This window comes from Microvirga arabica (assembly GCF_016811235.1).
Taxonomy (GTDB): domain Bacteria; phylum Pseudomonadota; class Alphaproteobacteria; order Rhizobiales; family Beijerinckiaceae; genus Microvirga; species Microvirga arabica.
This window is the reverse complement of sequence record NZ_JAFBID010000009.1, coordinates 87,907-100,410: the sequence shown is the minus strand read 5'-3', so window position 1 is coordinate 100,410 and position 12,504 is coordinate 87,907. Positions and strand designations below refer to the sequence as shown.

Sequence of the window (12,504 nt, the reverse complement as noted above, 5' to 3'; positions counted from 1 at the left end):
GCCCGTTCCAGGGAACGCATCTGTGGAATGACAACGCCTTAAGCGGAGCTTTGTTACAGAGAGACCTCTGGCCACGAAGGGGGCATGACGCTGCTAAAGCATCGGCTGCAGACGCTTCGCCAGGTCGACCGCGGAACTGTAATCCGTCTTTCCCGAGCCCAACACGGGAATGCTCGATACGAGGATGGAGCGCGGCACCCAGAGTTCGGGAAAACCATGGTCCGTGGCATGGGTCAGGAGCACGTCGCGATCCGCATCCGGCCTGTCGGTGATGAGGACGATCTGCTCGCCCTTGCGCGGGTCGGGGATCGCCACCACCACATGATTGCTGTCGGGCCAGAGGGACTGGATGGTCGCCTCGATGGCTGCCAGGGACACCATCTCGCCCGCGATCTTGGCGAACCGCTTCGCCCGTCCCCGGATCGTCACGACTCCATCCTCGACGGTGACGATGTCGCCGGTGTCGTGCCAGCCGTCGACCGGCGCCCGGATGCCGCCCGGCGCGGCCGGGTCGAGATAGCCCTTCATCACGTTCGGGCCGCGCACGTGCAGGCGCCCGCCTTCGTGGATGCCCTCCACAGGCTCAAGCCGCCATTCGATGCCGGGCAGGACATGTCCCACCGTGCCCGGATGGTTGTCGTCAGGCAGGTTGCAGGCGATCACCGGCGAGCATTCGGTGGCGCCGTAACCTTCCACGATTACGGTGCCATGCCGGTCCCAGAGCCGGCGCGTCTCGTCCTTCACCCGCTCGGCCCCGGCAATGACGAAGCGTACGCTTGCCAAGTCGTTCTCGCCGGCCGCGCGGGCATAGCCCTGAAGGAAGGTGTCGGTGGCGAGCATCACGGTGGCGCGCGTTCCCGCCACGAGCTTCGGGATCTGCCGGTAATGCAGCGGGCTTGGATAGAGCACCGATTTCATGCCGTTGAGAACCGCCGTCAGCAGACCGGCCGTGAGGCCGAAGGAATGGAAGATCGGCAATGGATCGAAGAAGACGTCGTCGTCCCTCAGCACATCGCCCGCCAGAGCCTTCACCTGGTAGGCGTTCGCCACGAGATTCGCATTCGACAGAACCACGCCCTTGGGCACACCCTCCGACCCGGAGGTGAAGAGCAGCACGGCCGGATCGTCGGGTTGGATTGTCGCGCCTCTATGGACGCGCCGCGCCATCCACGAATCCACAAGCCCGCGCAGCTTGTCGAGGCTCGTCAGTTCGGTGCGGACATCCTCGAGCCAGAGGATCCGCCGCCCCTCCCCGAGCGCCTCGATCAGGTCGTCGAGCTTGCCCTGCTCGATGAAGCGACGGGACGTGACGATGGTGGCGATCCCGGCCAGCTCGCAGGCGGCCTTCAGGTTCTTGAGGCCCGCCGTGAAGTTCAGGAAAGCCGGGACGCGCCCGAAGGCGTTAAGCCCGAACAGGGTGACGGCAATCGCCTGCACGTTCGGCAGCAGCACGCCGACATTCTCACGGTCCTTCGTCAGGCCTGCGAGCTTGCGCCCGAGCACCAGCGAGCCGAGAACAAGGCGCCCAAACGTGATCGGTTGGCGCTCCAGATCCTCGAGGGCGACCTTGTTGCGGCCGAAGCGATCCCTGGCGTCGAGGAGTGCCTCGAACAGGGTTTTGCGCGTCCGCGCGATGTCGAACTCCGCCACGGGCGCGCTCCTGTTCGACTAGCCGGCCGAGCCTTCGCGGATCGGCGCCTGATAGGCCAGACCCATGTCCCAGGGGAAGTAGATCCAGGTGTCCTGGCTCACTTCCGTCACGAAGGTGTCGATGAGGGGGCGCCCGGCCGGCTTGGCATAGACGGCGGCGAAATGCGCATTGGGGAGCATGTCACGCACGATCTTGGCGGTCTTGCCGGTATCGGTCAGGTCGTCGATCACGAGCACGCCCTTGCCGGTCCCGTCGCCCAGCGCCTTGATGGCGGGCGCGATGTCTTTCAGCACCCGCAGCTCGCCCTGGTTCTTGTAATCGTGATAGCTCGCGATGCACACGCTCTCGATGAGGCGCACATCCAGTTCGCGGGCCACGATGGCGGCCGGCACGAGGCCGCCGCGGGTGATGCAGACGATGGCCTCAAATGGGCCGGCCGCGGCCAGGCGCCACGCCAGGGCGCGGCAATCGCGGTGGAACTGATCCCAGGAGACGGGAAAGGCTTTGGGAGAGGTCGGGGACATCGGCTGGCTCTTTATTGACTGTGGTGGCGAGGATAACTTTTAAAGGGGTGCTTGGTCGCCCTTGAGGCGGCCGAGATGGTCGCGCACGGCAGCGGCCGCTTGCGCAACCGCGTCTGGGTCCTTGCCGCGCACGACGATCTGGTTGCGGAAGCCGCTCGTTGAGAACGACGGGTACGATCCGATGGAGACGCTCGGGAACGACGAAGCGATCCGGCTCAGGCCCTCGGCATAGATGCCTTCGGCCAGCCCCTCCGCCTCGATGGTCTCGATGATCATGCGCGCGCCGGTCTCCAAAGTGGGCGCGACGATGTCGAGCATCGCCTGCATGATCGACGGCACGCCCGCCATGACGAAGACATTGCCGATGCGGAAGCCCGGGGCCTTGGAGATCGGGTTCTCGATCAGATCGGCGCCATCGGGGATCCGGGCCATGCGCATCCTGGCCTCGTTGAGTTCCTCCGGCGTGTAGCGCTCCCGCAGCATCGCGACCGCCCGCGGATCGTGGTCAATCCCGACGCCGAACGCCTTGGCGATGCAATCGGCCGTGATGTCGTCGTGGGTGGGGCCGATGCCCCCGGTGGTGAAGAGATAGGTGTAGCGGCCGCGCAGGGCGTTGACGGCCGCGACGATCTCCTCCTCGACGTCCGGCACGACGCGAACCTCGCGCAGGTCCACGCCGATCCCGGTCAGGTACTCGGCGATATAGCCGATGTTCTTGTCCTTGGTGCGGCCCGTGAGGATCTCATCGCCGATGATGAGAAGGGCGGCTGTGACGGAGACGGCCATGCGCAGCGATCCTTTTGGGGGCCTTTAGCCTCAGAAACGGCAATTCTCAAGCGCATGCAATAGTTCATCCGCTGCCTTGCCCTCTTCCCTATGCCCCTCGACGTCATCGCCGGACCTTGTTTCATGAATGACCATGGCGCGAGATGTTGATGTCAACGATCCAGCACCTGTGGGCCCGCAGCGGGTGCTGCGAGCCTGACGGTGAGATCGAGGGAGGCGTTTAGGGCAGCCCGGCTCGATGTGTGGTGTGGAAGGTGAGAGCCAAGCTGCTCGTCACGCGCGGTTTGTTTCAGCGGACCTGGAACAAGCCAGGATCGGCCACCCGCGATCACAGGGGTGCGAAGCCTGCGGCGGGACCGCTCCTTGCCCCACTGCGGCGACGCCTCGCGAGCGCGCCCCTCGGCGGGCGAGGATGAGCACCCATATGGCCGAGCTTGCAGCAGCAGTCAAGAACAAACAGAGAACGTGCATCCAGATGTTATTCCGGGGCGAGCGGGAGCGGGAGCCCGGAATCCAGAACCGCTGACGATGCCGAAAAGAACGCAGCGGCTCGCAGGGGCCGTTTCGATGACCGTCGTGTTGATGGATTCCGGGCTCCGCTGTGCGGCCCCGGAATGACAAGAAGAGTGTCATCCCCGACCGAGGCGCAGCGGAGGAGAAGGGAATCCATACCGCTCAGCGCGAGACTGGATCCCCTCCACGCACTCCGTGCGCCGGGGATGACACCGGGCAGCATGGGTTGAACCCGGGGCTCCTCCCCTGCTACCAGGGGTTTTTACAGTCGAATGCTGGTTTTGGATGCGTTTTCAGGAAACCCTGCTCGAGGGCCGTCTCATCGAGCGCTACAAGCGATTTCTGGCGGATGTGGAGCTCGACACCGGCGAGGTGGTGACCGCCCATTGCGCCAATCCCGGGGCCATGATGGGCCTGAAGGAGCCCGGCAGCCGGGTCTTCCTCTCGCGGGCGACGAACCCGAACCGCAAGCTCAAGTACAACTGGGAATTCGTGGAGGTGGCAGCCGGCGGCGGTCCGCTCCAGCTCATCGGGATCAACACCTCCCGGCCCAACCTGCTGGTGGCCGAGGCCCTGCGGGAGGGGCGTCTCGCGCCGTTTGCCCGTTACGACCGGGTGCGGCCTGAGGTGAAGTACGGCCAGAACAGCCGGGTCGACTTCCTGCTGGAGAAGGACGGCGAGCCGCCCTGCTACCTGGAGGTCAAGAACTGCCACCTCATGCGCGAGGCGGGCTTCGCCGAGTTCCCGGACTGCGTCGCCGCCCGTAGCGCCAAGCACCTCTATGAGTTGGCTGACATGAAGGCTGAAGGCGCGAGAGCCGCCCTCGTCTACGTCATCCAGATGGATGCCGAGCGCTTCGACGTGGCCCGCGACATCGACCCGGCCTACGACAAGGCCTTCCGGCATGCACTCGCGGCGGGGGTGGAGTCTTACGCCTATGTCTGCCGCATCACGCCCGAGGAGGTGACCATCGACCGGCCGGTGGAGATCGTGACGCCGCGATAGTCCGCATGGTTTTCAGGACAGTCCAAACACCTCCGGTGTCATCCCTGCGAAGGCGGGGATCCAGAACCACGACATTCACGAAAGGAACGCAGCGTCGTTCACGGCGCTTCTTTCTGCTTCGTCAGCGGTTATGGATCCCGGGCTCCGCGGCGCGGCCCCGGGATGACAGAGACGGGAACAGGCTCTAAGCCCGCTCGAACACCAGGTTCATCTTGGTCTCGAGGATCTGCCGGTAGCCCTTGCCCTTCAGAAGCCCGATCACGTCGGCCTGCCAGCGCTCCGGCACGTTCGCCACGATGAACACGGACGGGTAGAGCGAGGCCGGGGCGTCGCGGAAGAACGGGCCGAGGACCAGGTCCTCCGCCCCCTCCACGTCGAGCTTGATCGCGTCGACATGGGTCAGGCCCTCACGGCTCAGGAGATCGAGCAGGGTCACGGCCGGGACGCGGATCGCGTCCGTCTGGCTCGAGTTCACGATCTTGAGGCTCGCTTCGCCCCGGTTGAGCGGGTCGAGGAACAGGGTGAGCTCGCCGTTCTTGTCGGCGATGGCGCAGTCGACGGCTTTGATCGTGCAGGAGGGATTCTGCCGGATGTTGTAGATCAGCCGGTCGAAGATCTCCGGCTGCGGCTCCACGGCCAGGATCCGAGTCGAGACGGCGGGGCCGGCCTCCCTGGCCAGGAACAGGGCGTACCAGCCGACGTTCGAGCCGACATCGATAAAGGTGAAGCCGTTCTTGATCCGAGAGGCCAGGATCTTGAGCTCATCGGCATCGAAATATTGCGGCGTGAACAGCAGCCGGCGCTCGCAGACGTTCTTGTAGGGGTAGAGCCGCATCCGCACGCCGAAGGTCTCGAGATCGAGCGGCGGGCCTTTCAGCATCTTCATGGCCATATGGCGCAGCATCAGGGCCAGCCGGCGGCCCGCCCAGCCCTCGGGCAACCCGCGCGTGCGGTCGATCACCCAGCGGGTGAGACCTGAAGGCGCAAAGTCCCCGAAGGGGCGGGTATCATTCATTACCGAGGAATCCAGAGACGCGAACCGGACGAACAGGGTTGCTCATGACACCCCCAGGCGCCAATCGCAAGCGGGGCACGAGGAGTTTAACTTGCTTCACGCGTGGCGATCCTTACATTCCGGGCAACAGATCAAGGATTGAGAATGACCGAGAGCGATGTTGTGGAGCGCAGGCGTGCCGCCGAGATCCCGCTGCACGGCCCTGCGGATTTCGAAGGGATGCGCCGTGCCGGACGCATGGTGGCCGAGTGCCTGGACATGCTCTCGGAATACGTGAAGCCCGGCGTCACGACCGAGTATCTGGACAAGCTGGCCTTCGACTTCATCCGCGACCATGGCGCCTATCCGGCCTGCCTGCACTACCGCGGCTACACCAAGACGATCTGCACCTCGATCAACCACGTGGTCTGCCACGGCATCCCCAACGACAAGCCCCTGCGCGACGGGGACATCATGAATGTCGACGTGACCCTGATCCTCGACGGGTGGCACGGCGATTCGAGCCGCATGTACTATGTGGGCGAGGTGCCACGTCGGGCGCAGCGGCTCTGCGAGATCACCTATGAATGCCTCCTGCGCGGCATCGCGGTGGTGAAGCCGGGCGCGACCACCAACGACATCGGCGCGGCGATCCAGTCCTATGCGGAAGCCGAGCGCTGCTCCGTGGTGCGGGATTTCTGCGGCCACGGCATCGGTAAGGTCTTCCATGACTCGCCCACGATCCTCCACTACGTGGAGCCGGCCTATAACGTGGAGCTGAAAGCCGGCATGTTCTTCACCATTGAGCCCATGATCAATCTCGGCCGGCCGCAGGTGAAGGTCCTGGCCGACGGCTGGACCGCTGTGACCCGCGACCGCTCCCTCTCGGCCCAGTTCGAGCACATGGTGGGCGTGACCGAGACCGGTGCGGAGGTCTTTACGTACTCGCCGAAGGGGCTGGACAAGCCGTCTTAATGATGGCTCGACACTAGCCTGCCGCATCGCTTCTGGCCTAGAAGGTAACAATGATGCTTCGATCTCCCGGAGCACGTTGAGGCAGGAAGCAACGGGCAGGCATGAGCGACGACCTTCCCCATTATCACGGCCATCGCGACCGGCTGCGCGCCCGCTTTATGGAAGTGGGCGGCGATGCCGTGCCGGACTACGAGTTGCTGGAACTCGTGCTCTTCCGCTCGATCCCGCGCCGGGACGTGAAGCCCGTCGCCAAGGAACTGCTCAAGCGCTTCGGCTCCTTCGCCGAGGTGCTGGCCGCCGCCCCGGCCCGGCTCATGGAGGTCGACGGGATCGGCGAGAGCGTGGTCACGGACCTGAAAATCGTGGAGGCCTCCGCCCGGCGGCTCGCCAGGGGCGAGGTGGCGAGGCGCCCCGTCCTGTCCTCCTGGACCTCGGTCATCGACTATTGCCGCACCGCCATGGCGTTCATGGACAAGGAGCAGTTCCGCCTGCTTTTCCTCGACAAGCGCAACGCGCTCATCGCCGACGAGGTGCAGCAATCGGGCACGGTCGACCACACGCCGGTCTATCCGCGCGAGGTGGTCAAGCGCGCCCTCGAACTCTCCGCATCCGCCCTGATCCTGGTGCACAACCACCCCTCAGGAGACCCCACCCCCTCCTCTGCCGACATTAAGATGACCCGCGAGATCATCGAGGTGGCAAAGCCCTTAGGGATTACCGTCCACGACCACATCATCGTGGGCCGTGAGGGACATGCGAGCCTCAAGGGCCTGCGCCTGATCTGAGCTTGACCGCAGAACCAACCCCTCCCGACGGCGTTACACCACCACGAATAACGTTCATGGGAGATGATGATGAAAATGCTTCTGACTGCCGGCCTGCTCGGTTCCACCCTCCTGGCCTCGGCCGCGACGGCTCAGTCCACGCCGGCCCAGCCCTCCTCGGGCGCCACTGCTCCGGCCGGCGTGAACTTCATGACGCGCCTTGAGGCCGGCCAGATGCTCGCCTCCAAGATCATGGATGAAGATGTGGTCGGTGCCGACAACAAGGACATCGGCGACGTGGAAGACCTGGTGCTCGACCGCAGCGGCAAGGTCGTGGCTGTCGTGATCGAGGTGGACGAGGGCCTCGGCGACCGCACGGTGGCCCTGCCCCTGAGCGCCATCCAGATGAATGCCGCGGACGCGGCGACCACCGGCTCCGTCCAGGGCTCCGGCCAGACGACAGGTTCCAACTCCGCCCGCAGCAGCGACGACATGCGGATCATGGTGAACATGCCTGTGGATCAGCTCAAGTCGGCGCCGGAATTCGAGGACAACGACTAAGGCACGACGATCCTGCGGCCGCCCCTCGGGTGGCCGCAGGATCCCCTCAGATCAGCGTGTCGATCCCAGTGAAGATCGCGTAGACGAAACCCAGGCTCAGGGTCAGGCCGATGGAGCCGATCAGGAGCCCGCCCACGACCACGAAGCCGTCCCGTTCGACGAGCCCCAGGCCCACGAGGCACACGGCGAGGCCCAAGGGGATCTGCCCCACGAAGGGCGGCGCGAAAAGAAGCCCCACCGATAGGATCAGGATGACCGCGCCCATGAGGCGCATGGCGATCGGCGTGTCCAGGAAGGTCATGCGGGGCCGCGAGATGCGTTCCAGCCGGCGAAACACCGGCACGGCCCGTCCGACGGCCCGCTCCACGTCCGTGCGGGCCATGGAGCGGTTCATGAGCTGGCGCGGAAGCCACGGCGCCTCGCGTCCGAAAACGATCTGAACGGCCACGAGCGCCAGCAGCAGGCCGCAGACCAGGGGAATCGGAGGCGGCATGGGAAGGCAGTTGGGCAGCCCCAGCAGGACGATCAGCAGCGCGAAGGCCCTGTCCTGGAGCACGGCCATGATCTCGCGCACGGTGAGGCGCTCGCCCGGCTGGGACGCGAGGGCGAGCAGAATCTGGGACGTGCGCGCGTTGGAAAACAAGGAGCCCTGACAGGTTCGGGAGGATGCTCAGGGCGCCTCTCTACCTGACTTAACGTCCGGGGCCAAGGCGTATCAATGAATGTTTATCTCCCCCTGGATCGCCCGGAACTCGGCGGGACGGATCAGCTGCGCGTGAGTGACGGTCACTGAGTGCAGGGGACCTGCTAGCTCCCGCTTCCAGAAGTCCAAGAAGTCGATGAGCACGGGAAAGCGGGGAGCCAGATCGTATTCCTGCCAGATGTAGGTTTGTAGAAAGGACGGGTGATCCGGCATGCGGTACAGGATCTTGGCGGTCGTCAGCCCGTAGCCTTCCATCTGGCGGATGAAATCTTTTGAGACCATGCGAACTCCTTCTCAAGCCCGAACGAGCCTTGTCGACAGGAATCCACCCGAAAGCGCAGGCGGTCTCCTGCCCTATGCTCAAGGCTAAATCTTGAGTGTACTTTGAGGTTCCCACAAGCGCGTGTGACCCAAAGTGCATTCCACTTTCAGGTCAGATGCTCTAGAGCCAGAAGGGAAGCATTGCGGAAGGAGATCACCGGGAATGCGCTTCGCCTTCGCGGGAATCGATTTTCTGGGAGATGTTTTCGAGACGTTCCTCGCCAGGGGCTGGGAGCCGGTCAAGCTGTTCAGCCGCCCGTGCGACAGCATCTACGACTTCAACGACATGACCCTGTCGCGAGCCCGCTCGCTGCGCCTGCCCGTGCAGATGTCGCGCATCCTGCCTGCCGACCTCGCCGGCCTGAAGGCCATGGGCTGCGACGCCCTGGTGGTAGCAGGCTATCCCTGGCTGATCACCGGCTGGGAGCGGCACATCCCTTATGCATTCAACTTCCACCCCTCACCCCTGCCCCTGGGACGGGGCCCGTACCCGCTGTTTCAGGCCATCCTCGACGGCCTGTCCGAGTGGGGCATGACGGCCCATGCGCTGGAGCCGGCGTTCGACACCGGCGCCATCGTGGCGCAGAAGCGTTTTGCATTGAGTCACACGGAATCTCACGACACGCTGCTGTCCAAATGCCAGATGGCCGCAAAGGACCTTGCGGCGGAGATCGCCTCGGACCTGCCCCGCTTCTGGGACAACGCAAAGCCGCAGGGGCCGGGCACCTACTGGCCCCGGATAACGCAGGCACAGAGAACCGTCTCCTGGAGCGGCGGCGTGCAGGATGTCCTGCGCACGATCCGCGCCTTCGGATCCATCGAAGCCTTCGCCCAGATCGAGTCCCGCTATGTCTATGTGTGGGAGGCCACGGGCTGGGAGGAGCCGCACCGTTACAAACCCGGCACCCTCGTCCATCGCCATCGCAGGCAAATGGTGGTCGCGGCCTGCGACGGCTTCGTGCAGATCAGCGGATGGAGCCCCTACGCGCCGGGCGCGGCGCGACAAGGATAGGCGGAAAGCCTTAGCGCATCGGACCGGGCCCAAAAGTGCAAGCCCACTTTTGGGCCCGATGCTTTAGCGTCGGCGCTTGATCAGCTTCCAGGCCTGACGAAGGACGAAGAGGTTGCGAAGGAGCTTGAACATCGGATCACCTTTGGAAAAACCACGTGCTGGTCAAAGGTCTTTCCGGTGGATGGTTCCAATCCGGTCGCGCGCTCACGGTCGCAGAGCGGGCGCGCTATGCCAGCGGCGCGTCCACGGTGCACAGGACACCGTCAGGGTGGAATGTGATCTGGACGTTGCCGTTGAGCTCGCGTGCGAGGCTGCGTTCGATCAGGCGGGAGCCGAAGCCCTGTCGGGTCGGGGTACGGACGGGTGGGCCGCCGCTCTCCTGCCAACGCAGGTGAAGCCGGGGTCCGGATTCTGCCGGGTCGATATCCCAGATGATATCGACCTTTCCCGTCTCATTCGACAGGGCGCCATGCTTCACCGCGTTGGTGGTCAGTTCCTGAAGCGCCATGGACAGGGCCAGGGCGATCCGTGGCGACAAGCGCACTTCGGGTCCTTCGATCGTCAGGCGATCTTCACTGAGCGACCTGTAGGGCGCCAGGGCTTGAACCACGATGTTCCTGAGCTCGGCTCCCTCCCAGCTCTCGGTCGTCAGAACATCGTGCGCCCGCGCCAGGGCCATCAGGCGTCCTTCGAAAGCCTCCTTGGCCTCCTGCATGGTCGAGGCATTGCGCAGGGTCTGCGAAGCGATCGACTGCACGGTGGCTAGGGTGTTCTTCACCCGGTGGTTCAGCTCATTGATCAGGAGCGTGCGCTGCTCCTCGGCTCTCTTGCGATCGGAAATGTCACGCTGGATGCCCCAGAGCCGCTTCAGCTGCCCATCCTCGATGACGGCAATCATGCTGTTGTCGAAATACTTCGAATTCCCGGCGGCGTCCTGCTCGACGGACTCCACACCGGTGACGCTGTAGCCGGAGCGCACGATCTCCGCGAGGTAGGCTCTGGCGTCCGGGTCGGACGACGGCAGCGGGAAATCGAGGGTTCTGCCGACGAGATCCTCAGCCCGATCAAGTCCATACATACGCGCCATGGCGTCATTGCAGTCCACGAAGCGGCCATTGCGGTAAGCCAGCTCGACCTGCTCCTCGACGGGCAAACCTGTGTCGAGCGGAGGCATGAACTCCAGGAACCAGATGCCCTCGGAACTGTGGGAGATGAACGAGCGATAGCGTTCCTGGCTTTCACGCAGGGCCGCCTCTGCATCCTTCTCGGCGGTAATGTCCCACTGGGCACCCAGCGAGCGAATGAAATGTCCGTCCGAATCCCGGACCAGCTTGGTGCGGGCCGTGAGCCATCGCATCTCGCCGGTATCGGCGCGAATGATCCGAAAATCGTATTCGAGCTGGTGGCAGACGGGATCGGCGACCGCTCTGCGTGTTACGGCCTCGATCCGTGATCGATCATCGGGATGAACGAGGCTGAACCATTTCTCATAAGAGAGGCTGTCGGAAAGATTGTTCGGCAGCCCATAAAGCTCCAGGTATTCAGGTGAAGCGACGGCTTTGCCGGTTTCGCGGTCGAAGTCAAAGCTGCCGATCCGCGCAGCCTCCTGGACCTGCCTGAGCCGCTCCTCCGTGAGGGCGTGGCGGGTCGCCTCGCTCCCGGCGCAGTAAAACCCTGCGATCCTGCCTGCATGGTCCCTCACAGGCGTCCATGAGAATGTAAAACTGCCGACCGCCCAGCCGAGCCATCCGCCCGATGAATCGTGATGCTCGAAGGCATCCTGCTCCTCACCTGACAACGTCGATTCGATCATCGTGCGATGCCGATCCCAGATCTCTGGCCACACCTCCCGGAATGGCCTGCCGAGTGCAGCCGGATGCCTTGAACCGAGAATCCGCCCAAAGCTCTCGTTGTAGAGAAACGTAAGATCGGCTCCCCACACAACACAGGCCGGCTGCCGGGCTTCGATCATCAGGTCGACAATGGTGCGAAGGCTCTGAGGCCATGACGACAAAGGACCGATTGGGGTTGCCGCCCAATCATGTGCCCGGATGCGCCGCCTGATCTCGCCCCTGCCCTGCGCCCCGGAAGCAGGCTCAGGTGCCGCTGGAGCGCTCATGTCCGCTGACTTCGTAAGAGGGGTCGATGCCCCTTCCAGCAGGCCGTCGCTCATGAAGGGCCTATTCGATGGGCTGGTGTGCAGAAGCCTTCGACCGCGGCAGGATCAGACCTGTTCCAGTTGCTCGGCATCCCTTGGTCGTGGCCCTGCGGATCGAGGTTGCAATGTGGCAAGGGGACATAAGCTTCGGAGGTCCGGCTTCAAGGGAAGGACAGGATCCGCGTCGCTTGACGAGGCATATCAGGAGAATCTTAGTCTCGCTGGGGATTGAAGGGCGGAACCAAAGTTCAGCAAGGGCATTACTTCCATGACGAAGTCCATGTGCCCCCAGGTCTTCGAGACCCCCAAAAGCCCTTCACACCGTTGTGAAGGGCTTTTCTTTAGGTTCACCGCCAAAAACTCGCCTCCAAGTTGAACCAACCATACCTCTTTAGGGTTAATCCTTTGGAGGCTCTGTTCACCTACAGCCCTTCACAACTGAGGGCAGCCTTGCTCAATCCCGCGGGCCCGCCCTCTTTTTTCGTGGCGACCTTCCCTCGCAACTCCCCATGTAAGTGAATTCTTTCCTGGTCCATT

The 12,504-nt window shown here is 63.9% G+C and carries 12 protein-coding genes; 5 read left to right on the top strand and 7 right to left on the bottom strand.

Translation table 11 applies throughout. The features are described from left to right. Positions 1–93 precede the first annotated feature (93 nt). From JQC81_RS07170 to JQC81_RS07160, 3 genes are read right to left on the bottom strand one after another with little or no spacing between them, the layout of a single operon-like run. On the bottom strand, positions 94–1,650 hold the full coding sequence (locus JQC81_RS07170; RefSeq protein ID WP_203271125.1) for an AMP-binding protein: 1,557 nt from the start codon (positions 1,648–1,650) through the stop codon (positions 94–96). 18 nt (positions 1,651–1,668) lie between these two features. Then, positions 1,669–2,175, bottom strand: a complete 507-nt coding sequence (gpt, locus tag JQC81_RS07165) for a xanthine phosphoribosyltransferase (RefSeq protein ID WP_203271124.1) — start codon at positions 2,173–2,175, stop codon at positions 1,669–1,671. A gap of 39 nt (positions 2,176–2,214) precedes the next feature. Beyond that, positions 2,215–2,961 carry a competence/damage-inducible protein A gene (locus JQC81_RS07160; protein WP_203271123.1) on the bottom strand — a complete coding sequence of 249 codons (747 nt, stop codon included), beginning with the start codon at positions 2,959–2,961 and terminating at the stop codon, positions 2,215–2,217. 798 nt (positions 2,962–3,759) lie between these two features. Here JQC81_RS07160 and sfsA point away from each other — a divergent pair. Continuing rightward, entirely contained in the window at positions 3,760–4,479 is a 720-nt protein-coding gene (sfsA, locus tag JQC81_RS07155) for a DNA/RNA nuclease SfsA (RefSeq protein ID WP_203271122.1), read from the top strand. 184 nt (positions 4,480–4,663) lie between these two features. Here sfsA and JQC81_RS07150 read toward each other — a convergent pair whose 3' ends face one another. Further along, positions 4,664–5,494, bottom strand: a complete 831-nt coding sequence (locus JQC81_RS07150; protein WP_203271121.1) for an FkbM family methyltransferase — start codon at positions 5,492–5,494, stop codon at positions 4,664–4,666. A gap of 144 nt (positions 5,495–5,638) precedes the next feature. On the opposite strand from JQC81_RS07150, the gene map reads away from it, so the two are divergent. The 3 genes from map (at position 5,639) to JQC81_RS07135 (ending at position 7,773) form a co-directional block, all read left to right on the top strand. Then, positions 5,639–6,448 carry a type I methionyl aminopeptidase gene (map, locus tag JQC81_RS07145; RefSeq protein ID WP_203271120.1) on the top strand — a complete coding sequence of 270 codons (810 nt, stop codon included), beginning with the start codon at positions 5,639–5,641 and terminating at the stop codon, positions 6,446–6,448. Positions 6,449–6,549: 101 nt separating this feature from the next. Next, positions 6,550–7,233 (top strand): RadC family protein, encoded by a 684-nt coding sequence (gene radC / locus JQC81_RS07140; RefSeq protein WP_203271119.1) that lies wholly within the window; start codon positions 6,550–6,552, stop codon positions 7,231–7,233. A 69-nt stretch (positions 7,234–7,302) separates the two neighbouring features. Further along, positions 7,303–7,773 (top strand): PRC-barrel domain-containing protein, encoded by a 471-nt coding sequence (locus tag JQC81_RS07135; RefSeq protein WP_203271118.1) that lies wholly within the window; start codon positions 7,303–7,305, stop codon positions 7,771–7,773. 46 nt (positions 7,774–7,819) lie between these two features. Here the strand turns inward: JQC81_RS07135 and JQC81_RS07130 are convergent, their stop codons facing one another. After that, the gene (locus JQC81_RS07130) at positions 7,820–8,416 is read right to left on the bottom strand and encodes an exopolysaccharide biosynthesis protein (RefSeq protein WP_203271117.1); all 597 of its coding nucleotides are present in this window, start codon (positions 8,414–8,416) and stop codon (positions 7,820–7,822) included. Positions 8,417–8,488: 72 nt separating this feature from the next. Next, complete coding sequence (locus tag JQC81_RS07125; protein ID WP_203271116.1) at positions 8,489–8,758, bottom strand: usg protein; 270 nt, start codon at positions 8,756–8,758, stop codon at positions 8,489–8,491. A 202-nt stretch (positions 8,759–8,960) separates the two neighbouring features. On the opposite strand from JQC81_RS07125, the gene JQC81_RS07120 reads away from it, so the two are divergent. After that, the gene (locus tag JQC81_RS07120) at positions 8,961–9,809 is read left to right on the top strand and encodes a methionyl-tRNA formyltransferase (RefSeq protein ID WP_203271115.1); all 849 of its coding nucleotides are present in this window, start codon (positions 8,961–8,963) and stop codon (positions 9,807–9,809) included. Positions 9,810–10,035: 226 nt separating this feature from the next. On the opposite strand, the gene JQC81_RS07115 is transcribed toward JQC81_RS07120, so the two are convergent. Further along, entirely contained in the window at positions 10,036–11,928 is a 1,893-nt protein-coding gene (locus JQC81_RS07115; protein WP_203271114.1) for a PAS domain-containing HWE histidine kinase family protein, read from the bottom strand. Positions 11,929–12,504 lie beyond the last annotated feature (576 nt).

Excerpts from the sequence above, each read along its gene's own strand:
- JQC81_RS07135 (WP_203271118.1), top strand. The coding sequence starts at position 7,303 with ATGAAAATGCTTCTGACTGCCGGCCTGCTCGGTTCCACCCTCCTGGCC.
- map (WP_203271120.1), top strand. The coding sequence starts at position 5,639 with ATGACCGAGAGCGATGTTGTGGAGCGCAGGCGTGCCGCCGAGATCCCG.
- JQC81_RS07115 (WP_203271114.1), bottom strand. The coding sequence starts at position 11,928 with ATGAGCGCTCCAGCGGCACCTGAGCCTGCTTCCGGGGCGCAGGGCAGG.
- JQC81_RS07120 (WP_203271115.1), top strand. The coding sequence starts at position 8,961 with ATGCGCTTCGCCTTCGCGGGAATCGATTTTCTGGGAGATGTTTTCGAG.
- JQC81_RS07125 (WP_203271116.1), bottom strand. The coding sequence starts at position 8,758 with ATGGTCTCAAAAGATTTCATCCGCCAGATGGAAGGCTACGGGCTGACG.
- JQC81_RS07160 (WP_203271123.1), bottom strand. The coding sequence starts at position 2,961 with ATGGCCGTCTCCGTCACAGCCGCCCTTCTCATCATCGGCGATGAGATC.
- JQC81_RS07150 (WP_203271121.1), bottom strand. The coding sequence starts at position 5,494 with ATGAATGATACCCGCCCCTTCGGGGACTTTGCGCCTTCAGGTCTCACC.
- radC (WP_203271119.1), top strand. The coding sequence starts at position 6,550 with ATGAGCGACGACCTTCCCCATTATCACGGCCATCGCGACCGGCTGCGC.
- sfsA (WP_203271122.1), top strand. The coding sequence starts at position 3,760 with ATGCGTTTTCAGGAAACCCTGCTCGAGGGCCGTCTCATCGAGCGCTAC.
- gpt (WP_203271124.1), bottom strand. The coding sequence starts at position 2,175 with ATGTCCCCGACCTCTCCCAAAGCCTTTCCCGTCTCCTGGGATCAGTTC.